Source organism: Micromonospora sp. NPDC051925 (assembly GCF_044548625.1).
In the GTDB taxonomy this organism is placed as follows: Bacteria; Actinomycetota; Actinomycetes; order Mycobacteriales; family Micromonosporaceae; genus Micromonospora.
Genome location: NZ_JBIUCH010000005.1, coordinates 1 through 23,973, shown reverse-complemented (window position 1 = coordinate 23,973; position 23,973 = coordinate 1). Strand labels below are relative to the sequence as shown.

General features: G+C 69.8%; 22 protein-coding genes, 1 tRNA gene and 1 pseudogene. 15 read left to right on the top strand and 9 right to left on the bottom strand.

What is annotated here, in order from left to right:
- Positions 1 to 108 precede the first annotated feature (108 nt).
- Positions 109 to 191, bottom strand: a tRNA-Leu gene (locus ACIG87_RS08130).
- 95 nt (positions 192 to 286) lie between these two features.
- Between ACIG87_RS08130 and ACIG87_RS08125 the strand changes: the two genes are divergently transcribed.
- The 11 genes from ACIG87_RS08125 to polA all read left to right on the top strand — a co-directional run bounded on the left by ACIG87_RS08125 (position 287) and on the right by polA (position 13,003).
- Positions 287 to 910 (top strand): ANTAR domain-containing response regulator, encoded by a 624-nt coding sequence (locus tag ACIG87_RS08125; protein WP_396849306.1) that lies wholly within the window; start codon positions 287 to 289, stop codon positions 908 to 910.
- 62 nt (positions 911 to 972) lie between these two features.
- Positions 973 to 2,211, top strand: a complete 1,239-nt coding sequence (locus tag ACIG87_RS08120) for a hypothetical protein (RefSeq protein ID WP_396849304.1) — start codon at positions 973 to 975, stop codon at positions 2,209 to 2,211.
- Positions 2,212 to 2,471: 260 nt separating this feature from the next.
- A complete protein-coding gene (locus tag ACIG87_RS08115; RefSeq protein WP_396849302.1) occupies positions 2,472 to 3,632 on the top strand; it encodes a branched-chain amino acid ABC transporter substrate-binding protein in 1,161 nt (386 codons plus the stop codon).
- 105 nt (positions 3,633 to 3,737) lie between these two features.
- On the top strand, positions 3,738 to 4,688 hold the full coding sequence (locus ACIG87_RS08110) for a branched-chain amino acid ABC transporter permease (RefSeq protein ID WP_396849301.1): 951 nt from the start codon (positions 3,738 to 3,740) through the stop codon (positions 4,686 to 4,688).
- A complete protein-coding gene (locus tag ACIG87_RS08105) occupies positions 4,685 to 5,830 on the top strand; it encodes a branched-chain amino acid ABC transporter permease (RefSeq protein ID WP_396849299.1) in 1,146 nt (381 codons plus the stop codon). The genes ACIG87_RS08110 and ACIG87_RS08105 overlap by 4 nt, the downstream gene beginning before the upstream one ends.
- Entirely contained in the window at positions 5,823 to 6,668 is an 846-nt protein-coding gene (locus ACIG87_RS08100) for an ABC transporter ATP-binding protein (RefSeq protein WP_396849297.1), read from the top strand. Before ACIG87_RS08105 ends, ACIG87_RS08100 begins: the two co-directional genes overlap by 8 nt.
- Complete coding sequence (locus ACIG87_RS08095) at positions 6,658 to 7,368, top strand: ABC transporter ATP-binding protein (protein ID WP_396849295.1); 711 nt, start codon at positions 6,658 to 6,660, stop codon at positions 7,366 to 7,368. Before ACIG87_RS08100 ends, ACIG87_RS08095 begins: the two co-directional genes overlap by 11 nt.
- Positions 7,369 to 7,398: 30 nt before the next feature.
- Positions 7,399 to 8,304 carry an ABC transporter substrate-binding protein gene (locus ACIG87_RS08090; protein ID WP_396849294.1) on the top strand — a complete coding sequence of 302 codons (906 nt, stop codon included), beginning with the start codon at positions 7,399 to 7,401 and terminating at the stop codon, positions 8,302 to 8,304.
- Between the two features lie 5 nt (positions 8,305 to 8,309).
- Positions 8,310 to 9,299 (top strand): amino acid ABC transporter permease, encoded by a 990-nt coding sequence (locus tag ACIG87_RS08085; protein ID WP_396849292.1) that lies wholly within the window; start codon positions 8,310 to 8,312, stop codon positions 9,297 to 9,299.
- Positions 9,300 to 9,349: 50 nt separating this feature from the next.
- Complete coding sequence (locus ACIG87_RS08080; protein ID WP_396849691.1) at positions 9,350 to 10,102, top strand: amino acid ABC transporter ATP-binding protein; 753 nt, start codon at positions 9,350 to 9,352, stop codon at positions 10,100 to 10,102.
- 192 nt (positions 10,103 to 10,294) lie between these two features.
- Positions 10,295 to 13,003, top strand: a complete 2,709-nt coding sequence (gene polA / locus ACIG87_RS08075) for a DNA polymerase I (RefSeq protein WP_396849290.1) — start codon at positions 10,295 to 10,297, stop codon at positions 13,001 to 13,003.
- Between the two features lie 162 nt (positions 13,004 to 13,165).
- Here polA and ACIG87_RS08070 read toward each other — a convergent pair.
- The 6 genes and pseudogenes from ACIG87_RS08070 to ACIG87_RS08045 all read right to left on the bottom strand — a co-directional run.
- Positions 13,166 to 13,510, bottom strand: a pseudogene (locus tag ACIG87_RS08070) (DUF3140 domain-containing protein); the annotation flags it as partial.
- Positions 13,497 to 13,715, bottom strand: coding sequence for a DUF2945 domain-containing protein (locus ACIG87_RS08065; protein WP_396849288.1), 219 nt, complete (start codon positions 13,713 to 13,715; stop codon positions 13,497 to 13,499). The pseudogene ACIG87_RS08070 and the gene ACIG87_RS08065, both read right to left, overlap by 14 nt.
- Positions 13,716 to 13,818: 103 nt before the next feature.
- Complete coding sequence (locus tag ACIG87_RS08060) at positions 13,819 to 14,421, bottom strand: Uma2 family endonuclease (protein ID WP_396849287.1); 603 nt, start codon at positions 14,419 to 14,421, stop codon at positions 13,819 to 13,821.
- A 57-nt stretch (positions 14,422 to 14,478) separates the two neighbouring features.
- Positions 14,479 to 14,778 (bottom strand): hypothetical protein, encoded by a 300-nt coding sequence (locus tag ACIG87_RS08055; protein ID WP_396849285.1) that lies wholly within the window; start codon positions 14,776 to 14,778, stop codon positions 14,479 to 14,481.
- A gap of 90 nt (positions 14,779 to 14,868) precedes the next feature.
- On the bottom strand, positions 14,869 to 15,693 hold the full coding sequence (locus tag ACIG87_RS08050; RefSeq protein WP_396849283.1) for a class I SAM-dependent methyltransferase: 825 nt from the start codon (positions 15,691 to 15,693) through the stop codon (positions 14,869 to 14,871).
- A 101-nt stretch (positions 15,694 to 15,794) separates the two neighbouring features.
- On the bottom strand, positions 15,795 to 16,985 hold the full coding sequence (locus ACIG87_RS08045; protein ID WP_396849282.1) for a helix-turn-helix domain-containing protein: 1,191 nt from the start codon (positions 16,983 to 16,985) through the stop codon (positions 15,795 to 15,797).
- Positions 16,986 to 17,245: 260 nt separating this feature from the next.
- Here ACIG87_RS08045 and ACIG87_RS08040 point away from each other — a divergent pair, with 260 nt between their 5' ends.
- The 3 genes from ACIG87_RS08040 to murC all read left to right on the top strand — a co-directional run bounded on the left by ACIG87_RS08040 (position 17,246) and on the right by murC (position 19,586).
- Positions 17,246 to 17,506, top strand: a complete 261-nt coding sequence (locus tag ACIG87_RS08040; RefSeq protein WP_396849280.1) for a hypothetical protein — start codon at positions 17,246 to 17,248, stop codon at positions 17,504 to 17,506.
- On the top strand, positions 17,507 to 17,995 hold the full coding sequence (locus ACIG87_RS08035) for a helix-turn-helix domain-containing protein (protein WP_396849279.1): 489 nt from the start codon (positions 17,507 to 17,509) through the stop codon (positions 17,993 to 17,995). It abuts the gene before it with no gap.
- A gap of 145 nt (positions 17,996 to 18,140) precedes the next feature.
- Positions 18,141 to 19,586 (top strand): UDP-N-acetylmuramate--L-alanine ligase, encoded by a 1,446-nt coding sequence (murC, locus tag ACIG87_RS08030; protein ID WP_396849277.1) that lies wholly within the window; start codon positions 18,141 to 18,143, stop codon positions 19,584 to 19,586.
- Between the two features lie 12 nt (positions 19,587 to 19,598).
- Here murC and murF read toward each other — a convergent pair whose 3' ends face one another.
- Positions 19,599 to 20,990 (bottom strand): UDP-N-acetylmuramoyl-tripeptide--D-alanyl-D-alanine ligase, encoded by a 1,392-nt coding sequence (gene murF / locus ACIG87_RS08025; RefSeq protein ID WP_396849275.1) that lies wholly within the window; start codon positions 20,988 to 20,990, stop codon positions 19,599 to 19,601.
- 154 nt (positions 20,991 to 21,144) lie between these two features.
- Here murF and ACIG87_RS08020 point away from each other — a divergent pair, with 154 nt between their 5' ends.
- A complete protein-coding gene (locus tag ACIG87_RS08020) occupies positions 21,145 to 21,873 on the top strand; it encodes a hypothetical protein (protein ID WP_396849273.1) in 729 nt (242 codons plus the stop codon).
- A gap of 59 nt (positions 21,874 to 21,932) precedes the next feature.
- On the opposite strand, the gene ACIG87_RS08015 is transcribed toward ACIG87_RS08020, so the two are convergent.
- A complete protein-coding gene (locus ACIG87_RS08015) occupies positions 21,933 to 22,847 on the bottom strand; it encodes a hypothetical protein (RefSeq protein WP_396849272.1) in 915 nt (304 codons plus the stop codon).
- Between the last annotated feature and the right edge of the window lie 1,126 nt (positions 22,848 to 23,973).

Here is a 23,973-nt window from a genome sequence, read left to right as displayed (position 1 = left end):
CGGGGCCCGTGGTGGTGGGGTCAGCCAACCATGATCAAGAAGCTTCACGGGTGCGGCGTGGCGCAGGTGGATGAACACGTGCGTTGCCGAACGCAGGTATGACCGAGGTGCCGGGAGCGGGATTCGAACCCGCAAGCCCTTTCGGGCAGAAGTGTTTGAGACTTCCGTGTATGCCGTTCCACCATCCCGGCGTCACCCCGAGGGGCGCGTGGCTCACTGTACCCGACTAGGCTCATGCGGGAGCATGGGCGGTAGCCGTGCGGGATCGATGGTGGGGGTAGGGCTGGTGGCCGAGACGCAGACGGATGCCGAGCGCAGGCGGGTGTTGATCGCCGAGGACGAGGCGCTCATCCGACTGGACCTGGCCGAGATGCTGGTCGAGGAGGGTTACGAGGTCGTCGGCGAGGCCGGCGACGGCGAGACCGCCGTCCGGTTGGCCGAGGAGTTGAAGCCCGATCTGGTCATCCTCGACATCAAGATGCCGATCATGGACGGGCTTGCCGCCGCCGAGCGGATCGCCGGTGCCCGGATCGCCCCGGTGATCATCCTGACCGCGTTCAGCCAGCGTGACCTGGTGGAGCGGGCGCGAGCCGCCGGCGCGATGGCGTACCTGGTGAAGCCGTTCCAGAAGAGCGACCTGGTGCCGGCGGTGGAGATCGCCCTCTCCCGCTACTCCGAGATCGCCGCCCTGGAGGCGGAGGTGGCCGGGCTCGCCGACCGGCTGGAGATCCGCAAGACGGTCGAGCGCGCCAAGGGTGCGCTGATGACGACGTACGGGATGACCGAGCCGCAGGCGTTCAAGTGGATCCAGCGCACCGCGATGGACCACCGGATGACCATGAAGGAGGTCGCCGAGCGGATCCTCGCCGAGACCGCCGGTGGCGAGGTAGCCGAACAGCCCACCTCCTGACGGCGGCGCGTCGGCGTGACGCCGGCCCCCCACGGCGGCGGTCCGCTGGCTAGCATCGATGTGTGTCTGCCCGACGCGTTCTCGCGGTGTTCGGCGTCCTCGCCATGCTGGTTGCCGGCTGCGATCGTCCTGGCACCGCAGGTGACCAGGGTGGCGCTGCGGCCGGGCGATCGGCGGGGGGCGGCGGCCGATCGGCACCGGTGGATCCCGCCTGGCAGGAGCTGACCCTGCCCGCACCGCCCGGCCCGGCCGGACGGCTGCTGCTCCGCGACGCGGTCTCCTGTGCCGGGCGTTGGTTCCTGGTCGGCGGGGTCGTCGACGCCGCCGGTGACACCCGCCCGGCGGCCTGGTCCAGCACGGACGGATCCTCCTGGAGTCCGGTGCCGATCGCGGCGCGGACCTTCTACGGCCGACAGCATGTGCTCTACGCGGCGGCCTGCGCGCCGGGCCCGGCGGGCGGACGGGGCGAGGGCCGGGTGGCGGCGCTGGGTGCCAAGAACGGTGGGGTGCACGGCAATCCGCGTACCGGCACCTGGGTGCGCGACGACGCCGGGGCGTTGCGTGAGGTGCCGGCGGCGTTCGAGCTGTTCGGTGGGCCGCGCGCCGTCAGCGCGTCCCGGCTGGCGGCCGGTGCGGGTGGTTGGTTGATCGCGGGCGGTCGGGTGGACGGCGCGGCGGTCTGGACGTCGCCGGACGCGGGCGGGTTCACCCTGGCCGAAGGGCTGCCGGAGCTGGCCGGAGACGCCCGGGGGCGGACGGCGGCGTACGACGTGGTGGCCCTGCCGGCGGGCTGGCTGGTGGTCGGGTCGCTGTTGCCGGCGGGTGGCACCGCGCTGACGCCGTTGGCCTGGACCTCGGTCGACGGGCGGTCCTGGCGGCGGGCGGAGCTGCCGACCCGGGGCGGGCGGGGTCGGGCGGAGCGGGTGACGCTGCTCGACGGCGTGCCGGTGGCGGTCGGCCCGGTTCCCGACGGCTTCGCCGTGTGGCGGGCCGACGACGGGTCACGGTGGCAGCGGGTCGGGGCGTTCGGGGCGGCCGGTCCGGGGGTGCTGTCGGTGGTGGGGCTGACCGTGGCGCGGGGGGTTCTGGTGGCGGTGACCGGTGACGGCGCCGGTCGTTCCGCGTGGGCGTCGTCGGACGGTGGCGCGTCGTGGCGGGCCGTGACGGTGCCGTTGACGGTGGCCGACGGGGGGGACACGGCCATGGCGGTGGCCGGTGGGGTAGATCGACTTCTGTTGATGGCCGACGACGGTCGAGGATCTCGGGCCTGGTGGGGGGCGGTGGCGAGTGCCGGCTGGTAGCGGGTGGCTCCTGTAATGCTCCTTACCTGTGGATAAAAAGCGAAGATCACGCGGAACCGATGGTTCTTACAGCGATCGTTTCCAATCCACCACGGCGTGTAACGGTTCGATCAACCCCGCTTGCTGGGGCTTACGTCGCAGCTTCCTGGTGGGATAACGTCCCGCCCCAGACCGGCGACGACGGTCTGGTTCGTCCGCCTCCCGCAAGGGCCAATAGGCAGCGGGTGGTTCGGGCCATGTAACGGAGGAGGGTTCCGGCCTTGAGGCAGAAGCTCGCACGCGTGATCGGTGGAGTTGCCATGCTGGCGCTCGTCGCCGGCGGCACCGCTTGCTCCAGCGGCAGCGACGACGAGGCGTCCGGGGGGGACGGCTGCGGCAGCAAGATTGCGTTCTTCGGCGCGCTGACCGGCAGCTCGGCGGCGCTGGGTATCAACGAGAAGAACGGCGCCAAGCTCGCCGTCGACAAATACAACAAGGAGAACGCCGACTGCAAGGTCGAGTTGGTCGAGCTCGACTCGCAGGGCAGCCCGGACCAGGCCCCCGGTCTGGCGCAGAAGGCCATCGACGACGCCAAGATCCTGGGCATCGTCGGCCCGGCCTACTCGGGTGAGTCCGAGGCCGCCGGCCCGCTGTTCAACGAGGCTGGCCTGGTCACCATCACCCCCTCCGCCACCCGCCCGAGCCTCGCCGACCAGAAGTGGAAGACCTTCTTCCGGGCGGTCGGCAACGACTTCAGCCAGGGCCCGGCGGCCGGCAACTACATCAAGAACGTGATGAAGGCCGACAAGGTCTACGTCATCGACGACCAGTCCGCCTACGGCACGGGTCTGGCCGACGAGGTCAAGAAGGTCCTCGGCAGCGCGGTCGTCGGCTCGGACAAGGTCCAGGGCGAGGGCAAGCAGGTCGAGTTCTCCGGCGTGGTGACCAAGGTCAAGGCCGCCAACGTCAAGGCGGTCTTCTACGGCGGCTACTACCAGGAGGCCGGCCTGATCCGCAAGCAGCTCACCGCTGCCGGCGTCACCGCCCCGCTGGTCGCCGGTGACGGCACCAACGACCCCGCGTACATCACCTCGGCCGGTGCCGCCGCCGCCGAGGGCACCATCCTCACCTGCCCGTGCGCGCCGGCCGCCGAGGCGCGCGGCACGTTCGTCGAGGAGTTCAAGGCGCTCAACGGCACCGACCCGGGCACCTACAGCGACACCGCCTACGACGCCGCGAACATCCTGCTCGCCGGCATCAAGGCCAAGAAGACCACCCGGGCCGACCTGCTGGAGTTCGTGAAGGGCTACAGCGGCGAGGGTGTCGCGGCCACCTACAAGTTCGTCGAGGGCGGCGAGCTGGACCCGGCGCAGGTCAAGGTCTGGGCGTTCAAGGTGCAGGGCGGCAAGGTCGTCCCCGACCAGGAGATCCCGAAGTCCTGACCACGGTCGCCGTGAGCGATTGACGACAGATCGCGGGTGCGGCCGGGAGCTAGCTCGCTCCCGGCCGCACCACCTTTTTCTCCACACCTGACGGAGCGGCCTCCCGTGAACTTCGACGGACTGTTCTCCAACTTCGGGGAACTCACCACGACCGGCCTGACACAGGGCGCGATCTACGCCCTGGTCGCGCTCGGCTACACGTTGGTCTACGGCGTACTCAGACTCATCAACTTCGCACACTCCGAGGTCTTCATCGCCGGCGCGTTCGCCGCCATCTGGACCTGGAACGGCTTCGGCCTCGACCAGGACTCCCAGGTCAGCGGGGTCGGCTCGGTCCTGTTCTACCTGCTCGTCGCGGTGATCGTCGCGGCCATCGCCTCGGCCGGCACGGCGACCGTGATCGAGCGGGTGGCGTACCGGCCGCTGCGCAAGCGCAACGCGCCGCCGCTGGCCTTCCTGATTACCGCGATCGGCGCGTCCATCGCGATCTCCGAGGCGTTCGGCATCTGGACCCGCCGGCTCCCCGAAGGCGCACCGATCCTGATCAGCCAGAAGCCGCTGTTCCACATCTTCGGGGTGCCGATCGACGGGGTGCAGCTGCTCACCCTCGGCGCCTCACTGGTGATGATGGTCGCGCTGGACCAGTTCATCAACCGTAGCCGGGTCGGCCGGGGCATCCGGGCGGTCGCCCAGGACCCCAACACCGCAGCGCTGATGGGCGTGAACAAGGACCGGATCATCCTGATGGTCTTCATCGCCGGTGGCACCATGGCCGGCGTCGCCGGCCTGCTCTACGACGTGCGGATCCAGACCCTGACCTACAGCGTCGGCTTCCTGCTCGGGCTCAAGGCGTTCACCGCCGCGGTGCTCGGCGGCATCGGCAACCTGCGGGGCGCGCTCCTCGGCGGCCTGCTGCTGGGCGTGGTGGAGAACTACGCGGCGGGCCTGTTCGGTAGCGAGTGGAAGGACTTCGCCGCCTTCGCCGTGCTGGTGGTGCTGCTGATGTTCCGGCCGACCGGTCTGCTGGGCGAATCGCTGGGAAGGGCACGGGCATGACAACGACCGTAAATCCGCCGACCCCGGAGCAGCAGGAAGGGATCGGGGTGCGCCTGCGGCACGGCCGCGAGGCGGTCGCCCAGCGGTGGCACGACGCTCCGCGCTGGGTGCGCTGGGTGCTGCTGGTCGCCCTGATCGCGTTCTTCTACGCGCTGCCGAACAAGGAGTTCTACCAGTACCTGGGGCCGATCCCGACCACGGGCTCCAACTTCACCCAGGTGCTGTTCACCGTCTCGATCTACGTGTTGCTGGCGGTCGGGTTGAACATCGTGGTCGGCTTCGCCGGCCTGCTCGACCTCGGCTACTTCGGCTTCTTCGCCGTCGGTGCGTACACCGTGGCGGTGTTGACCTCGCCGAGCAGCGACCTCAAGACGCTCTGGCCGTGGCTGCTGGTGGTGCCGATCGCGATCGCCCTCACCATGGTCTCCGGGATCATGCTGGGTACGCCGACGCTGCGGCTGCGCGGTGACTACCTGGCCCTGGTGACCCTCGGCTTCGCCGAGATGATCCGGATCGCGGCGGTCAGCTCCGAGTTCCTCAAGGGTCAGCGGGGTTTCAACCAGATCCCGCACCCGCCGGGCAAGTACGCCGACGGCAAGCCGTTCTTCGGGGTGCTCGACGCCCGCCCGTACTACTGGCTGGTGCTCACGCTGATCATCCTGGTGGTCATCGGGGTGCGGAACCTGACCCACAGCCGGGTCGGCCGGGCCTGGATCTCGATCCGCGAGGACGAGGACGCCGCCCAGCTGATGGGCGTGCCGACGTTCAAGTTCAAGCTTTGGGCGTTCGCCTCGGGCGCGGCGATCGCTGGCCTGGCCGGGGCGCTCTTCGCCGGCAAGCAGAACTTCGTCAACTCGCAGAACTTCGAGCTGCTCAACTCGATCATCATCCTGGCCGCGGTCATCCTCGGCGGCTCGGGCAACATCGTCGGCGCGATCGTCGGTGGTGGCCTGGTGGCGTACATGATCGAGCGGTTCCGCGGCATCGAGCTGTTCGGCGTGGAGCTGTACGAGTACCGGTTCCTCTTCTTCGGCCTGGTGCTCGTGGTGATGATGATCTTCCGGCCACAGGGCATTATTCCCAACCGACGACGGGCGGCGGAGTTCAAGGACCGTCGCAAGGAGGTGATCGTCGGTGAGTGACACCGAACAGACCCCGGCCGTTCCGGCCCAGGCGGGCGCACCCGCCGCCGAGACGATCCCGGCGCGGGAACCGCTGCTGGAGGTCGACCACGTCACGCTGCGGTTCGGCGGTGTGGTGGCGCTCAACGACGTCGACTTCACCCTCTACAAGGGCGAGATCCTCGGGCTGATCGGCCCGAACGGCGCCGGCAAGACCACCTGCTTCAACGCGATGACCGGCATCTACCAGCCCAGCGAGGGGCAGATCCGGTTCCGGGGCGAGAAGATCAGCGGTAAGAAGCGGCACCAGATCACCCAGATGGGCATGGCGCGGACGTTCCAGAACATCCGCCTCTTCCCGGAGATGACCGCGCTGGAGAACGTGCAGGTCGGTGCCGACGCGCACCACAAGACCAGCGTGGTCTCGGCGCTGTTCCGGCTGCCCCGGCACTGGCGTGAGGAACGTGAGGGCCGGGAGAAGGCCGAGCGGCTGCTGGAGTTCGTCGGCATCCGGCCCCGGATGCACGAGTTCGCCCGCAACCTCTCCTACGGCGAGCAGCGCCGGCTGGAGATCGCCCGTGCGTTGGCCACCGACCCGGTGCTGCTCTGCCTGGACGAGCCGGCCGCCGGCTTCAACCCGGCGGAAAAGGAGGAGCTGCTCCAGCTCATCCGGCAGATCCGCGACACCGGCGTGACCGTGCTGCTGATCGAGCACGACATGCGCCTGGTCATGGGTGTCACCGACCGGATCGTGGTGCTCGAGTTCGGGAAGAAGATCGCCGAGGGGTTGCCCGCCGAGGTGCGGGACAACCCGAAGGTGGTCGCGGCGTACCTGGGGGTACCGGACGATGCTGCTTGAGATTGACGACGTCAGCCTGCTGTACGGGCGCATCCAGGCGCTGCACGGGATCAGCCTGACCGTGGGCGAGGGCGAGATCGTCGCCCTGATCGGCGCGAACGGCGCCGGCAAGTCCACCACCATGCGGGCGGTCTCCGGCATCCGGCCGATCGCCTCCGGGACGATCCGTTTCGAGGGCGAGGACATTTCCAAGCTCCGGGCGGACCTGCGGGTCCGGCGGGGGCTGTGCCAGGCCCCCGAGGGGCGCGGCATCTTCCCCGGGATGAGCGTGCTGGAGAACCTCGACATGGGCGCCTACACCCGGCGGGACCGGGCCGGCATCGCCCAGGACCTCAACCGGGTGCTGGAGCTGTTCCCCCGGCTGGCCGAGCGGCGCAAGCAGGCCGGCGGCACCCTGTCCGGCGGCGAGCAGCAGATGCTGGCCGTCGGTCGGGCGCTGATGAGCCGGCCCAAGCTGCTGCTGCTCGACGAGCCGTCGATGGGGCTGGCCCCGATGCTGATCCAGCAGATCTTCACCATCATCACGGAGATCAACCAGCAGGGCACCACCATCCTGCTGGTGGAGCAGAACGCCCAGCAGGCGCTGGCCCGGGCGCACCGGGCGTACGTGCTGGAGACCGGCCGCATCGTCAAGAGCGGCACCGGCGCGGAGTTGCTGCACGACCCGTCGGTCAAAGAGGCCTACCTCGGCGTGGCCTGACCGTCGCCCCCCTCGCGAAGGAGTACACCCATGTTCCACCTCTCCCCTGGTCGGCGGGCGGCGTTCGGCGTCGCCGGTGCGACCGCCCTGCTGCTCTCCCTCGCCGCCTGCGGCGAGGAGGAGAGCACCGAGCAGCCCGGCGGCGGCCCCTCGGTCAGCGCCTCGGCGGACACCTCCCTGGCCGACAAGGTGCCGGCCGCGATCAAGGCCGACGGCAAGATCGTCGTGGGCACCGACTCCACCTACGCCCCGGCGGAGTTCCTCGACGCCGACGGCAAGACGGTCATCGGCTTCGACGTGGAGCTGTTCCGCGCCGTCGCCCAGAAGCTGGGCCTGCAGGCGGAGTTCGTCTCCGCTCCGTTCGGCGACATCATCTCCGGCGTGGGCACCGGCAAGTACGAGGTCGGCGTCTCGTCGTTCACCATCAACGACGAGCGTAAGCAGCAGGCCAACATGGTCAGCTACTTCCAGGTCGGCACCCAGTGGGTGACCAAGAAGGGCAACCCGGCCGGGATCACCCTGGACGGTGCCTGCGGCAAGAAGATCGCCGTGCAGAAGGACACCGTCCAGGTCGATGACATCAAGAAGCGGTCCACGGCGTGCACCGACGCCGGCAAGCCGGCGATCACCATCGAGCAGTTCCCCGGCCAGGACGCCGCGACCGCCGCGGTGGTCTCCGGCAAGGACGACGCGATGCTCGCCGACTACCCGGTCGGGGTGTACGCGGTGACCCAGTCCAACGGCGCGCTCGACCTGCTCGACAAGCAGTACGAGGCGGCCCCGTACGGCTACGTGGTCAGCAAGGACCAGGCGGCGTTCGCCGAGGCGGTCCGGGACGCGACCAAGGCGCTGATCGCCGACGGGTCGTACAAGTCGGTGCTGGACAAGTGGAAGGTGGCGGACGGCGCGATCACGGACCCCGCGATCAACCCGTAACGGTCATGGAATCCCACGAGACAACCACCGTACGGGCGCGGCCGGAGCCTCTCCGCGCCGTGCCCGTACGGCACCCGGGGCGCTGGGTCGCGGTCGCCGTGCTGGCCGTGCTGGTCGCCATGTTCGTCCACCTGCTGGTCACCAACGCCGCCTTCAACTGGTCGTTCATGGTGGACAAGATGTTCCGTCCGCCGATCATCGAGGGGCTGCTGCGCGGCACGGTGCTGATGACGGTGAGCGCGATGCTCATCGGCGTCACGCTGGGCGTGGTGGTCGCGGTGATGCGGCTGTCCGACAACCCGATCCTGCGCGGGGTGGCCTGGCTCTACACCTGGTTCTTCCGGGCGGTGCCCCGGCTGGTGCTGCTGGCGGTCTTCGGCAACATCGGCATCCTGTGGAGCCGGATCGAGTTCGGGGTGCCGTTCGACACCCAGCTCGGCCAGCTCTTCGGCATCGACAACCTGCACCTGCGGCTGTTCGGATTCTCCTCCCGGGACATCCTCACCGGCTTCATGGCCGGCCTGCTGGGGCTCGCGCTGTCCGAGGCGGCCTACATGGCCGAGATCGTCCGGGCCGGCATCCAGTCGGTCGACGAGGGACAGACCGAAGCGGCCCAGGCGTTGGGCATGAGTCGGGGTCAGCTGCTGCGCCGGGTGGTGCTGCCGCAGGCCATGCGGGTGATCATCCCGCCGACCGGCAACGAGACCATCGCGATGCTCAAGGACACCTCGCTGCTGCTCTACGTGCCGGTGAGCGTGGAGCTGTTCTTCCAGCTCGACGCGGTCGGCAAGCGCACCTTCCAGATCTTCCCGATGTACGTCGCGGCCTGCCTGTGGTACCTCTTCCTGACCAGCATCCTGCTGGTCGGGCAGTACTTCCTGGAGCGGCACTTCGGCAAGGGTTACGGCCCGGCCGGCCGGGCCCGGCTGCGGCTGCGGGGGATGGCGGCGGAGGCCGGCGGCGGCGGAAACGCGGGGACGGTGGGTCCGGCATGAGCGAGCTGATTCCGGGCCAGACCGCCGCGCCGACGGTGGAGTCGGGCCTGATGGTCCGGGCCGAGCAGGTGCACAAGTCGTTCGGCCCCCTCGACGTGCTCAAGGGCATCGACCTGGAGGTCCGCGCGGGGGAGGTGTGCTGCCTGCTGGGGCCGTCCGGCTCCGGCAAGTCGACCTTCCTGCGCTGCATCAACCACCTGGAGAAGATCAACGCCGGCTCGATCCGGGTGGACGGCGACCTGATCGGCTACCGGGAGCGCGGCGGGAAGCTGCACGAGATGCGGGAGAAGGAGGTGGCCGCGCAGCGCCGGGCGATCGGCATGGTGTTCCAGCGGTTCAACCTCTTCCCGCACATGACCGTGCTCGGCAACGTGGTCGAGGCCCCGGTGCTGCTCCGCCGGGAGAAGAAGGCGGCGGCCCGGGAGCGGGCCGCGCAGCTGCTGGAGCGGGTGGGGCTGGGCGACAAGCTCGGGGCGTACCCGGGTCAGCTCTCCGGTGGGCAGCAGCAGCGGGTGGCGATCGCCCGCGCGTTGGCCATGCGGCCGAAGCTGATGCTCTTCGACGAGCCGACCAGCGCGCTCGACCCGGAGTTGGTGGGCGAGGTCCTCGACGTGATGAAGGACCTGGCCCGGGACGGGATGACCATGATCGTGGTGACCCACGAGATCGGCTTCGCCCGGGAGGTCGGCGACAAGCTGGTCTTCATGGACGGCGGCGTGGTGGTCGAGGCCGGCGATCCGCGCGAGGTGATCGCCAACCCGCAGCACGAGCGGACCAGGGCCTTCCTGGCCAAGGTGCTCTGACCGTGGGCCCGGCGCGGCGTCCGTCGCCGCGCCGGGCCGCCGGCTCCGCCCGGCACCTTCGCGCCGAACCGCCCGCTGGCCGGTTCTGCCAAGGTGCCGTCCGTCCTGCTCCCGGGGCGGTCCGGCGTCGACCGGGGGTGTCGGCCGTGCCGCCGCCCGGGGTTGTCGGGGGTACGGACTAGAGTCGCTGCCGTGACAGCTACGACGCCGCGCCTGCTTCTCGTCGACGGACACTCCCTGGCATACCGGGCGTTCTTCGCCCTGCCGGTGGAGAACTTCTCCACCACGACCGGGCAGCCGACCAACGCGGTCTACGGCTTCACCTCGATGCTGATCAACGTGCTCCGCGACGAGCAGCCGACCCACATCGTGGTCGCCTTCGACGTGTCCCGCCGCTCCTTCCGCACCGAGAAGTACGCGGAGTACAAGGCCGGCCGCAGCGAGACGCCGACCGACTTCAAGGGCCAGGTCAGCCTGGTCAAGGAGGTGCTCGACGCGCTGCGCATCCCGGTCGTCGAGCGGGAGGGCTACGAGGCCGACGACGTCATCGCCACCCTCGCCTGTCAGGCCCGTGACCAGGGCATGCAGGTGTTGATCAGCACCGGCGACCGGGACGCGTTCCAGCTCGTCGGCGACCAGGTCACCGTGCTCTACCCGCGTAAGGGCGTCTCCGACCTGGCCCGGATGGACCCGGCCGCGATCGAGGCCAAGTACGGCGTCGGCCCGCAGCGCTACCGCGACCTGGCCGCCCTGGTCGGCGAGACCAGCGACAACCTGCCCGGCGTCCCGGGTGTCGGCCCGAAGACGGCCGCCAAGTGGATCACCACGTACGGCGGGGTCGAGGGTGTGATCGCCCGCGCCGACGAGATCAAGGGGAAGGCCGGCGAGAGCCTGCGCGAGCGGCTCGCCGACGTGATCCGCAACTACGAGATCAACTGCCTGGTCTCCGACCTGGAGCTGCCGATCCGCCCCGAGGACGCCCGCTGGCAGGGCTGGGACCGCGAGGCCGTGCACCAGGTCTTCGACACCCTCCAGTTCCGGATCCTGCGCGACCGGCTCTACCAGTACCTGGAGGCGGTGGAGCCGGAGGCCGAGGCCGGTTTCGACCTGGCCGGCGAGGTGCTCACCGAGCCCGGCGCGCTGGCCGACTGGCTGACCACGCACGCCCCGGTCGGCACCCAGGTCGGCGTGGCGGTGAAGACCCCGGCCAAGCCGACGAACCCCCGCGAGCGTTACGAGCCGCAGCTCGACGCGCTGGCCCTCGCGCTGGCCACCGGCCCGGCGGCGTGGCTCGACCCGACCACCCTGGTCGAGGCCGACGAGCGTGCCCTGGCCGCCTGGTTGGCCGACCCGGCACAGCCGAAGGTGCTGCACGACAGCAAGCACGCCCGGTTGGCGTTCGCCGGCCGGGGCTGGCCCCTGGCCGGCGTCGCCCGGGACACCGAACTCGCCGCCTACCTGGCCCGCCCCGACCAGCGCTCCTACGACCTGGCCGATCTGGCGCTGCGCTACCTGCACCGCGAGCTGCGGGTCGACGCGCCGGAGACCGGGCAGCTCACCTTCGACGGCCTCGGCGACGACGGCGTGGCCGAGCAGAACCTGATGCTCCAGGCCCGAGCCACCCTCGACCTGGCCGACGCGATCGACGCCGAGCTGTCCCGTGACGGCGAGCAGTCCGCCCGGTTGATGGCGGAGGTGGAGCTGCCCCTGTCCGAGGTGCTCGCCGGGATGCAGCGCGTCGGCATCGGTGCCGACCTGGACTATCTCCAGGAGTTGGAGGCCCACTTCGCAGGCGAGGTGAAGTCCGCCGCGCAGAGCGCATACGCCGCGGTGGGGCGGGAGTTCAACCTGGGCTCGCCCAAGCAGCTCCAGGAGCTGCTCTTCGGGGAGCTGGGGCTGCCGAAGACCAAGAAGATCAAGACCGGCTACACCACCGACGCCGACGCCCTCCAGTGGCTGTACGCCCAGAACCCGCACCCGGTGCTGGAGCACCTGCTGCGCCACCGGGACGTGGCGAAACTCAAGACCACCGTGGACGGCCTGCTCAAGTCGGTCGCCGAGGACGGCCGCATCCACACCACGTTCAAGCAGACCGTGGCGGCCACCGGTCGACTCTCCTCCACCGACCCTAACCTCCAGAACATCCCGATCCGCACCGAGGAGGGGCGGCGCATCCGCCGGGCCTTCGTGGTGGGTGACGGCTACCAGACGCTGCTCACCGCCGACTACAGTCAGATCGAGATGCGGATCATGGCGCACCTGTCACTGGACGAGGCGCTGATCGAGGCGTTCAACTCCGGTCACGACTTCCACGCCGCCACCGCGTCCTCGGTCTTCGAGGTCCCGGTCGGCGAGGTCACCCCCGACCAGCGTCGCAAGATCAAGGCGATGAACTACGGCCTGGCGTACGGGCTGAGCGCCTTCGGCCTGTCCCAACAGCTCGGCATCACCGCCGAGGAGGCACGCGGCCTGATGGAGAACTACTTCGCCGGCTTCGGCGGGGTCCGCGACTACCTGCACGAGGTGGTGGCCCGGGCCCGCCAGGACGGCTACACCTCCACCGTCCTGGGGCGCCGCCGCTACCTGCCCGACCTGGTCAGCGACAACCGGCAGCGCCGGGACATGGCCGAGCGGATGGCGCTCAACGCCCCCATCCAGGGCTCGGCGGCCGACATCATCAAGGTCGCCATGCTGCGCGTCGACACCGCGCTGCGCGACGCCGGCCTGCGGTCCCGGATGCTGCTCCAGGTGCACGACGAGCTGGTCTTCGAGGTCGCCCCCGGTGAGCGGGAGGCACTGGAGGCGCTGGTCCGGCGGGAGATGGGTGCCGCGTACCCGCTGTCGGTGCCGCTGGAGGTCTCCGTCGGCGAGGGCCGGGACTGGAACAGCGCCGACCACTAGCCCTGTGGGGCCCGCCAGCCTCAGCCACTCGTGGACCGCTCTCGCGGGAGAAATCGAGCCTGGCCTGCGGGAGCCGGTCGAGACCGGGGACGTCGACCTCACCGGTCCGGCCTGACATCCCCGGCCGGCGGGCCGTTTGCCTGCCACGCGGCACCGTGCTCAGCGCAGCGGGTCGTGGCCCCAGTTCATCAGCGACCAGCGCCACTTCGTCTCCCGGACGTCGCCGGCGGGCCGCTGCGCCAGGTGCCGGTGCACGTAGCCGACCACGGTGCGCATGTGCTGGTAGTCGGCGGCGGAGAGTTCGGCCCGCTTGCGGCGGAGCAGGTCGACGATCCGTCGGCCGGACGAGTGCCCGACCGACTCGCCGCCGCCGGCCCGGCCGCCCTTGTGCCAGCCGACCCGCTTGGACTCGTCGGTCTGCAACCAGGAGGACAACTCGCCGGGTTTCATGTTCACCGCCTCGGTGAACTCCCGGTAGGTCTCCTGCGGGTCGTCACCGCAGCTCATGACGCAGCGCCTCCGGCCGGTGGGCGACGTCCCGCCCCGAGTCGTCGTTGCGGATCCGGTACTGCGGGTCGTCCGGCGCGGCGTTCACGGTGTGTCCGCGGACGTGCGTACGTTCGGTGATCTCCTCCTGCACCACCCCGTGGGCGCGACCGCTGTGGCTGGCCCAGGAGACGTGGTCACCCTTGCGAAACCGCTGCTTACCCATGCTCGGGGATACCCGACGCCGATGCCCCGAAACGACGGGCGTCGGCCGCGTGCGGGTCGATCCCGCCGGCCACCTGTCGATCCCGCCGGCTGCAGGGGCGGGGCTACGGGGTGATCTCGGCGATCGGCAGCTTGATGTCGAACGGCTCGGCCAACTCGATCAGCTCGGCGCTGTCGGCGACCAGTTCGTACTGCCGCTCGCCGCCGGGGCCGACCCGGTCGCCGACCCGGTACGCGTAGAGGTGCACCGGGTCCTGCTCGACGCGCCAGTAGAACGGGATGCCGGCGGCGGCGTACTCACCCGGTTTGGCGAACCGGTCGACCCGCCGGGTGCCGGGCGAGACGATCTCCACGGCGAGCACGACGTCCGACGGCCGCAACCGGAACCGGTCGGCCGGCACCTCGGCCCGGTACAGCAGCACATCCGGCTGACGGCTGGTGTTGGGGCTCAAGCCGACCCCGACCGCCTGGGCGACGCGGAGGTGGTCCGGCGCGTGAGAGCGCAACCACAGCCACAGCAGGCTCGCGGTGTCCTGATGGCCCAGGGTGGGGGAGGGTGTCACCTGGATTACTCCGTCGACGAGTTCGACGCGGGGGGCGTCGTCCGGCAGGGCGAGCAGATCCTCCAGCGTGTAGTCGGCACGCTGCTGCCGCATCGGGTCCGGACACCAGGGGCCAGGTGATGTCGGGATGGGCTCGGCGCTCATGGGGGGAGCGTACCGCCGGGGAGGGAAGGCCGTGTCGCACCGACGGTGCGACTCCGGTCAGGTGTCGGCCGGCTTCTCGGTGACGAAGATGGCGGTGCCGGGGAAGAGCCGCCCGCGTAGCGGACTCCACTGTCCCCAGGTCTCCCGGTGTCCCGCCGGCCACTCCGGCTCCACCAGGTCGACCAGGCGGAAACCCGCGTCGACCAGCTCGCGGATCCGGTCGCCGAGGGTGCGGTGCTGCTCCACGTAGCTGGCCACCCCCCGCTCGTCCTGTTCCACGTAGGGTGAGCGGTCGAAGTACGAGTGCACCGCGGTCAGCCCGCCCGCGCCCGGGTCGTCCAGGAAGATCCAGCGCATCAAGTGGGTATGATCTTGCAATATCAAAAACGCCTGCTCAGATGCCCGACGTGCTCAACGCGCCGTCAACGCGGCCGTTCTCAGCCTGCGTCACGAGGCATCCGGCCGAAGCGCCTTGAAGATCGCGGTGCCGGGAAAGAGTCGGCCACGCATGGGGCTCCACTGTCCCCATGCCTCTTCGTGGCCTGCCGGCCACTCGGGTTCGATGACGTCAAGAAGGTAGAAGCCTGCGGCGTTGAGTACGCGGATGTGATCACCGAAGGTGCGGTGCTGCTCGACGTAGGTGGGCACCCCCGCCGGGTCATGCTCCACGTACGGGCGGCGATCAAAGTAGGAGTTGACCGCCATGAGACCGGCCTCGCCTGGTTCGTCCAGGAAAACCCAGCGCATCGGGTGATAGGTGGCAAAGACCCACGTGCCGCCGGGGCGCAGGACTCGGAACACCTCGCGTATGAGCGCTTCGGTATCGGTGACGAAGGGAACGGCACCGAAAGCCGTGTGGACGGCGTCGAAGGTGCCGGTAGGAAACGGCATCGCCAGAGCGTCAGCTTGCACCAGCGGCACGGATACGCCTGAGCGTTCGGCGGCGAGCCTGGCATGGCGCAACATGCCGTCGGACAGGTCCAGGGCGGTCACGTCGGCTCCCTGGCCGTCGAGCCATCGGGAGCCGGCCGCCGCGCCACAGCCGATCTCCAGGACCCGGGTCCCCTTGACGTCGCCGAGCAACCGAGCGTCGGCTTCGCGAAGACCCTCGGGGCACCACACCAGGTCAACATCGCCTAGGAATGCCCGGTGCGCCTCCTGGTAGTTGTCGGCGTCCCTGTCCCACCAACGTCGGTTTGCCGCCCTCGTCTCCCTGTCCGACACGGTTCGACGGATGACTAGGGGTTCAGTCGGCTCCGGGTGCTGGGTCATCCCGGTAACGTTACGGTTCGCGGCACCTGGCAGGGCTTATAGCGCGCCCAACTGAACCGGGACGGCCCCGGGAGGGACCGTCCCGTGACGCGCCTGCGAGGTCAGGACAGGTTCTCCCACGGAGCCGAGCCAGCAGCGGCGAAGGTCCTCAACTCGTCCAACTCGTCTGAGCGGTAGCCGGCGGGGACGGCGGTGAGCAGGTCACTCACGCCGAGGCCGACAACCCGGACGTCATGACGGAGACGCCTGATCGCGTCCAGGGCGAAAGCCACGCCGCCGGCCGTGTCGCCGTGACTCACCCTTGCCCGTCCGTAGTAGATCCGGGCGTCGGCCAGCCATACCGGCACGGGGCGTAGCACGGGCTCGGCCTCGGAGAAGGCTCGTTCGGCTTCCTTCATCGACCCGATCCGACACTCTAGGTAGCTGTTGAAGGACGCCGTTCGTTGGACCGGGCCGGCAACCTTCAACACGTCAGCCTCGGGCAGCCCATCCGCGACCCTGCGCATGCCGATCACCGCCCGCCGCCCCTCCGCCAGGTTGCCGGTCAGGGCGTGCACGTGCACGAGGGCGGAGTACGCCTCAAGCGCGCCGAGCGTGGGAACCTTGGAAAGGCTGAGGGTTTCGTCTACTCCGTCGATGGTTTCCCTCACCGTGTAGCCCTCATAGATCCCCCGTGAGAGTGCACGACCACGTACGTAGACGCGCGTCGGGGTGTGCTCACTGCGGTCCGCGAGGTGGGCGGCGGTCCGGTACCAATTGCGAGCCGCCGACACGTCGCCCTGGTTGCCGAGCCACAGCCCGTACAACTGCCCCAGCTCGGCAACGGCTCTCAACCGCTCGGGCGTCTTGCCCTGGTCCGCGATCTGGTGCCGGGCGAGCATGAGCTGACTCAGCAGTGAGCGGCCGAACTCGGTGGAGGGCTCAGTTACGAAGCGCCGGTTGTACGCCGCAATCGTGGCATCCCAGTCCTCGCCTCCCTCGGCGGCGTCGAGTAGGCCATCCCGCACTAGATCGGCAAGGACGGTCAACCCGAGGCCACCCATCGTTGTGGCCGCGCCGATGCTTGCCAACATCGCTCGTCGCTTCACGTTGTCTCCCTGTCCGTCGTCAAGTTCCAGAAGGACGGAGAGCAGCGGGGAGGTTCCTAGTTCCCGATCGCAGGCAGCGGCAAGAGCAAAGCTCGCTCGTCTGCGACCGGTCTCGACGTGGCCGATCTCTGATTTGTGGTACCGGGTGCGCGTTGCCAGTGCCGAGAGACTGAGGCCCGCTGCCTCACGTATCGATCTCAGCACTTGCCCGAAGGTATCGACCACAGGAACGCCCCAACTGTCGACGCTTGTAGACGGCGCGGTACTTCAACAAGCGTGCTCGTCTCGCAACGCTGTGTCCAGGCGCGGCGACCGACGAACCCGACACGTGTCGGCCGCCGCGACCCCAGATTAGCGACTGTCGATCATGAGTAGGTGCGCGGATGGGTGCGCCCCGGCTGCTGACGAGGCCAGACCACCCCCGAACGAACGATCCGCGTGCCGGCTCACCTGAGGGGGACGGGATGAGCGCCACCACCTACTACGCGAACTCCGCCGAGGAACAGCTATCCGATGCACAGCGCACGCTCGACACGCACATCACCTCCAGCGCCACCGGCCGATGCCTGGCGTGCGGCACACACGGCCCCTGCTACAAGAGGGAGGGGGCGGTGACGGTGTTCTCTCGGACGCTCCGCCTTCCGAGTCGACGGCCCGGCGCGACGCGTCCGGAGTTGATCAACGCGCGCCGTGTCGGTGCGCCCGCGCTGTTCCCGGTTCCGTAGATGAGTACCGACGCCGTGATGCTGTCGCTCGCCGCTGCGGAGTGCGTGACTGCTGATCCGGTACCTCGGCACGTGACGCCGGAGGCGCTGGCGGATGCTCGTCGGCTGCTGGGCACTCAGTTGAGAGCGGCGCGCAGGGGTCTGGGCGTCACTCAGTCGCGGCTCGCCAAGGAGGTGCGGTGGTCGCGGAGCACGATCGCGAATGTGGAGATCGGGCGGCAGCCGGCTCCCCGGGAGTTCTGGGTGGCGTGCGACATCGCGTTGGGCGCGAATGGAGTGCTGGTAGCGAGGTCTGTTGCTGCGGCGGAACTGGCGCGGCGGCTGCGTGATCAGGCAACAGCGGAGCGGATTCGACAGGTTCCGTTTCAAGCGCCGCACATGTGCGTGTGTCGGGATCTTCACCGCCTGCTAAGAGAACTGGCCGCGATGTCGTTCCTTGATGCCCCGTCCGCTGCGTCCGGCCTAGCGGACGAACGGGGTCACGGATGACGGCGACGCGGACCCCCGGCGAGTCGCCCCGGGAGCGTGGCCGACTCGGCCGCGCGCAACGAATCACTTATGGAAAGGAGTGGATCACCTCGCACGTCAGCTTGTGGCACCAATCCGTCAGCTCTATCGAAGGAGGCACGGCATCATGACCGACACGATCACTGGTAACCCGACCATCGAGGCGTACTCCGGCCCTATCGACCTGTCTCGTCCGCACTTCGTGGGCGTGGGCGGGTCCGCGATGTCCGGCCTGGCCCGGCTGTTGGCCGAACTGGGCCACCAGGTCAGCGGCAGCGACGCCCAGGACTCGGCCACCGTCGCGGCGCTGCGTACGGCTGGTGTGCGGGTGTACGTGGGCCACGACGCGGCGCAGATCGAGGGCGCAAGCTGCGTGGTGTACACCACGGTTGTGAAGTGCACGCCGGAGGTTCGCGCGGCCCGCGTCGCCGGTATCCCGGTGGTGCACCGGGCGCAGGTGCTCGACACGTTGGCCGCCTCGCGCCGGTTGGTGGCGGTGTCCGGATCGCACGGCAAGTCCACCACGGCAGGCATGCTCGCTCACGTCCTGCGCACGCTGGGTCAGGACCCGACGTACCTGGTCGGTGCGGACCTGAGGGGGCACGGGTCGGGTGCCCGGCTCGGGCGGTCGCGGTTGGTGGTCGCGGAGGCGGACGAGTCGGACCGGTCGTTCCACTTCCTTTCCCCGTCGTTGGCGGTGATCACGAACGTGACCGATGACCACCCGGAGAACTTTGTTAACCATGCCGATGTGCTGCGTGCCTACGTGGGGTTCGGCTGCCGGATCGCGTCGGGCGGGTTCCTGATCGTCAACGCCGATTGTGTGGGCGCGACGGTGGCTGCTCAGGTCATCGCAGACGAGCGGCCCGACGTGACGGTGCTGCGGTATGGCCGGGACCGGGCGGCGGACGTGCGGCTCCTGGACGTGCATGCCGAGGGGTGGAGCGCGTCGGCGACGGTGCGGGTACCGGATGGTGCCGAGGTGCGGCTGACCCTGCCGACCCCGGCGGGCCACCACTTGGACAACGCGGCGGCGGTCGTGGCGTGCGCGGTGGCTCTCGGTCTGGACCCCGCCGAGGTGGCCGGGGCGGCGTGCACCTTCGCGGGGGTGCGTCGCCGGTTCGAGCACGTCGACACCCGGGCCGGGGTGACGGTGATCGACTCGTACGCCGATCACCCGAACGAGATCGCCGCCGATCTGGACGGCGTGCGGACCCTGGCGCGGGGGCGGGTGTTCGTGGTGTTCCAGCCGTCCGGACATGCCCGCGTCCTGGCGTTCGGAGATCGGATCGGCGGGATTCTCGCGGAGAAGGCCGATCACGTCCTGCTGCTCGACGTGCACGGCACGGTGCCGGACGGCCGATCTCCGGCGGACACCACGGCGATTCTGGCCCGGCTGCGCGAGGGTGACTTCTGCATGCCTCTCGGACCCGACCATGCGGCCCGGGTGATCGCCTCCAAGGCCGGGCGGGGTGACGTGGTGCTCACGATGGGGACCGGTGACGTGTCCGGCTACGCTGCCGCGATCCTGGACGCCCTGAGCAGCCGATCCGAGGTGGCTCTGTCCGCCTGAGTCCTTCCCCTGTCAGGCGGTGACAGCGCCGGGTTCCTCGATCAGCTTGTCCGCGAGCGCGAGGAGCCCGGCGCTGTTGGCCGCCTTGACCAACACGACATCACCGGGCCGTAGCCCGTCGCGGAGCAACTCCCACGCCTCGGCCACGTTCGCCGCACGGTCCACCGTCGTGCCGTTGCTGGCGGCTCCGGCCGTGTACTGGGCGGCGTCGGCTCCGCCGATCGCTACGAGCCATCCGGCCCCGATCTCGGCTACCTGCTGCCCGATCTCCCGGTGCACCTGGGGGGCGTGCTCGCCCAGTTCCGCCATCTCGCCCAGCACCGCGACCGCCCGGCGGCTGTCCCCGGTCATCGTGTGTAGGGCGCGCAGCGCGGCGCGCATGGCGTCGGGGGCGGCGTTGTAGGCGTCGTTGATGATCGTCACGCCGTCGCCCCGGGTGGTGACCTGCATCCGGCCCGGCGACACCGCCTCGGCGTGCGATACCGCGTCGGCTACCGCCTCGATGGGGTGGCCGAGCCCGAGCGCGACGGTGGCGGCGGCCAGGGCGTTGGATGCCTGGTGCAGCCCGTAGAGACGCAACCGCACCTCGGCGGCCTGGCCGTCATAGGTCAGCCGGAAGCCGGCGCGGCCCAGTTCGTCCATGGTCAGGTTCTCGGCACGCACGTCGGCCGGGTTCTCGATGCCGTAGGTCAGCACGCGGGCGCTGGTGCGGCTCGCCATGGCGGCCACCAACGCGTCGTCGGCGTTGAGAACCGCCAACCCGCCGTCGTGGGTGTCGGGCAGGGCTTCCACGATCTCGCCCTTTGCCTGGGCGATGTTCTCCACCGACCCGAACTCGCCCAGGTGCGCGTGCCCGACGCGGGTCACGACGCTGATCGTGGGCGGGGCGATACGGGTTAGGTAGGCCACGTGCCCGATCCCGCGCGCTCCCATCTCCAACACGAGATACCGCGTGTCGGCGGTGGCGCGGGTGACCGTGTACGGCAATCCCAGCTCGTTGTTGTTCGACGCCCGGTTGGCCACCGTCTCACCCCAGGTGGGGAGAACCTGGGCAAGGATGTCCTTGGTCGAGGTCTTGCCCACCGATCCGGTCACCCCGATCACCGTGGTCTGCGGCAACCGGCCCACCACGGCGCGGGCCAGCCGCCCATACGCGGCCGGAACGTCCTCGACGACCACCGCAGGTACCCCGACCGGCCGTGACGCCAGCACTCCCGCCGCACCAGCCTCGATCGCCTGGGCGGCGTAGTCGTGCCCGTCGACGCGCTCACCGGGCAACGCCACGTACATCCCGCCGGGCTCCACGCGCCGGCTGTCGAACACCACCGGGGCCGTTACCGTCACTGCTCCGGGGGCGTCGTGGACGGCCCCGCCGACAACGGCCGCGATCTCCTGCAAGGTCATCGGAAGCACAAGGTGAACCTACCGTGCGGGGATGAGCGGAGTGGGGTGGGTCACCGACGGGTGTAGTCGGAATTGTGGGGCCTTGACCGTCGACAGCTACTCGCGGAAGGTCAACTGTCGCTAGGCCAGCTGCGGCTATGCCAAGCTATATTTTATGTACCGCATTTCGCCCGTCCGCCGGACCGCCTGGGCTCGGCTGGCAGCGCGTCGGCGCTTGCGTTCCTCGCGCTGGGCGCTGCCGAAGCCGCGCGCTCGGGCGGCCTGGGCGACGTGGGCTGATGATCTCTACAACGCGCGGACTGCGGCCATCCACGACGAGGTGTGGCGGGCTCAAGCGGCCGGCGAGGACACGCCGATGATGGTGCTGCCGGTGGGTGATCCGGCGATGCCGTTCGCCGAGCTGGCAGCGGAGCCGGAAGGGCTGTCGGAGGCGGCGCGGCGGCGTCGGGCGCTGGCGGAGCAGGTGTGCGACGCGTTGGTGAACCCGCTGCCGCGCGGGGTGTGGCACGGCGAGGCGGACGTGATCGCGCAACGGGTGATGCCGTCGCGGGTGGGCGATGATCCCGCGATGCGGCAACCCCTGTCGGATGCTCCCGGTGTGGTGGAGCGCGGCGGGCCTGGAGTGCTGCGGGTCGACTCCGGCTCCGGTGGGGTCGTGCTGCGGGTTCATGGGCCGTCGTGGTCGCTGGTGGTCCGGATCAGTCCGGTGGTGGACGCGATCGTGGTCTTCCTGGATTCGGCTTCCCGCTACGGGTGGCGGATCGAAGACGACGCGGAGTCGCGGGAGTTGATCGAAGGGGCAGTGACGCGGGTGGTGGCGGAGGCAGCCCGCTACGGCTGGGGCGGGGACAAGCACGCTTCGCCGGTTACTCCGGTCGGGTGAGGATGACCCCGGCCCTCCGTGGATGAGGTCCCGCGCCACGGACGGCCGGACTCCGGCGCCTAGCTGTGCGGCTGTTGGCGGGGATCGCTCTTGTTGGCGGCGATGACGCGTCGGAGCTGCCGAACGGCGGTCGCGCGGCGTTTGGACGCGTTGCTCTGCGACAGGTTCAGCTCGGCGGCGACGTGGCCGAGCGGTTCGCCTCCGAGGTAGGTGCGGGCGAGTAGTTCGGCGTTGGTGGCGTCGATGCGATACGCGGCCGGCATCTGCGCGGACTGCGCGACGTACTCCTGTAGGCGGGCTATGACAGCGTCAATGCCTCGGGGGTCGGGGTCGGGCTGACGCTCGGCGGCACGGGCGTTGATCTCGCTGTCTCCCATGGGCACCTCGCGGGGCTGTTCCTCTTTGAGGCGCGCGATGCGGGCTTGGTGCTCTGCTGCGGTTTCGTCGTGGCGGCGGGTGCGTTGCTTGCGGCGGTGTTCGGTGCGTCCGCTGGCGTGGTCGTACGCGCCGCCGAGAAGCCGGGAGAACACGTTGGGCCGGTCGATGTCCAGCCGCCATCGGGTGTGACCGGCCGCGGTGGTCACGGTGGCCTGCATCCGTTCGAGAAGGGCGACGATCAGCACGAACTGCGCTTTGCCGAAGCGTTCGTCGGGGTCGTGTTCGTCTGGTAGCGCGAGCCGGACAGCGCGGGTGAGGAGTCCGGGGGTGGCGACGCCGAGGGCGTAGAGGTTCCAGTCCTCGCGGTTGTCGGGGTCGTCGCGGACCTGGGTGATGATGTGCCGCCACACCTGGTCTTTCGTCTCTGGGGCGGTGCCGTCTGACAACATGTGGCGGAGCACCTCGTCCGCGCGGGCCGGGCTGCTGTCGTCGGTGCCGGTGATCAATCCCTTCGGCACGCCGACCCGGTGGACGGTGATAGCTGCGGCCAGGACCCGCCCGGCGGGCAGCTTCTTTTCTTTGGCGAGCGCCGTCACCAGGTCGGGCGGCTCGTCGGTGGCGGGTGGCGTCTGGAACTTGAGGTGGCCGGGCAGAACGATGCCGTAGGGGTGCCTTGTGGGCACTCGGTGTTCGGGCACGGGTTCGTGTCCTCCCAACGTCGCCGTGGGCTGGGTGGGACACGCCGGGCCGCCTGTCGGCGGTGGGGCCGGGATCGACACTGACCCCTGTGCGGCCCCCGGCGTGCTGCGGACACCGCCGGGGGCCGCACAAGCGTACGAAGGATCGCGTGCGGCTGCCATGCCGTTTGCGTGGCCCCCACCGCGAGCGCTCGCCGTCGCCCGACTCCACACCGACAGCCGGACCGGCACCCTCACCGGCCTGACCTTGATCTCACGAGCGTACGCGGAGGCCAGAAATAACCTTCGCCGAGCATCGAGTTAATTGTTGATCTTGGAATATTCGGCCCCGGAACGGTCCCCTTTCATAAGTGAGAGCACCCGTGTGGGTCGGCGTCACTCGGGAAGGAGGCAAGGCTGGCGATGCGAGACGGCGCGTAGCCGGCGGTAGTCCCCTGGCCTGCCGGCTTGGTGTCTGCGGTGCTCAGCCCGGTATTCGAGGGCAAGCCGGCTTGCCGGCGCGGCAGCACCTCAAAGCCGGACCGCTGCTGTGCCTGGCGGCGTCGGCGGCGTCGGCGTATCGCGGCCTGCGGGTTCTGGCCGATGTTGGCCGCTTCGGTGAGGTGCGGTGGCGGCGAGGTGCCTGGCGTCCCGACGACGGCTGCCGTTCGGCTCGTGCCCAGTCCCGCCGGGTGCGGTGACTGTCGGCTCGTGCCGTCGCCCGCTGTGGTCGGTGGCGGGGTGGTGTGTGTCCGTGCTCAGGGTTCGCCGTCTGGCTCCCTACGTCGGATCGCCGTGCCTGCTGGTCGTCGCCGGTGTCCTGTGCGTTCTGTTTCCTTCTGGGGCGGGGCGGGGGACCGGCCGAAGGCCGCAGCCCCCGACCCCGCCCACGCCCTTTCCTCCCTTCCTTCCTTCTTCGCGGGATCGGCCTTGCCGATCCCGCTTCTTGACTAATACTCCAACGTCACCTGGCCTGTCTGCGCTGGTAGTGGGATCGTCGGGCTCGGGCTTGGGATGTTCGCCGCCAGTACGACCAGTGCAGGAT

Excerpts from the sequence above, each read along its gene's own strand:
- ACIG87_RS08105 (WP_396849299.1), top strand. The coding sequence starts at position 4,685 with ATGACAACGACCGTAAATCCGCCGACCCCGGAGCAGCAGGAAGGGATC.
- ACIG87_RS08095 (WP_396849295.1), top strand. The coding sequence starts at position 6,658 with ATGCTGCTTGAGATTGACGACGTCAGCCTGCTGTACGGGCGCATCCAG.
- ACIG87_RS08090 (WP_396849294.1), top strand. The coding sequence starts at position 7,399 with ATGTTCCACCTCTCCCCTGGTCGGCGGGCGGCGTTCGGCGTCGCCGGT.
- ACIG87_RS08085 (WP_396849292.1), top strand. The coding sequence starts at position 8,310 with ATGGAATCCCACGAGACAACCACCGTACGGGCGCGGCCGGAGCCTCTC.
- ACIG87_RS08080 (WP_396849691.1), top strand. The coding sequence starts at position 9,350 with ATGGTCCGGGCCGAGCAGGTGCACAAGTCGTTCGGCCCCCTCGACGTG.
- ACIG87_RS08065 (WP_396849288.1), bottom strand. The coding sequence starts at position 13,715 with ATGGGTAAGCAGCGGTTTCGCAAGGGTGACCACGTCTCCTGGGCCAGC.
- ACIG87_RS08060 (WP_396849287.1), bottom strand. The coding sequence starts at position 14,421 with ATGAGCGCCGAGCCCATCCCGACATCACCTGGCCCCTGGTGTCCGGAC.
- ACIG87_RS08055 (WP_396849285.1), bottom strand. The coding sequence starts at position 14,778 with ATGCGCTGGATCTTCCTGGACGACCCGGGCGCGGGCGGGCTGACCGCG.
- ACIG87_RS08050 (WP_396849283.1), bottom strand. The coding sequence starts at position 15,693 with ATGACCCAGCACCCGGAGCCGACTGAACCCCTAGTCATCCGTCGAACC.
- ACIG87_RS08040 (WP_396849280.1), top strand. The coding sequence starts at position 17,246 with ATGAGCGCCACCACCTACTACGCGAACTCCGCCGAGGAACAGCTATCC.
- ACIG87_RS08035 (WP_396849279.1), top strand. The coding sequence starts at position 17,507 with ATGAGTACCGACGCCGTGATGCTGTCGCTCGCCGCTGCGGAGTGCGTG.
- murC (WP_396849277.1), top strand. The coding sequence starts at position 18,141 with ATGACCGACACGATCACTGGTAACCCGACCATCGAGGCGTACTCCGGC.
- murF (WP_396849275.1), bottom strand. The coding sequence starts at position 20,990 with ATGACCTTGCAGGAGATCGCGGCCGTTGTCGGCGGGGCCGTCCACGAC.
- ACIG87_RS08020 (WP_396849273.1), top strand. The coding sequence starts at position 21,145 with ATGTACCGCATTTCGCCCGTCCGCCGGACCGCCTGGGCTCGGCTGGCA.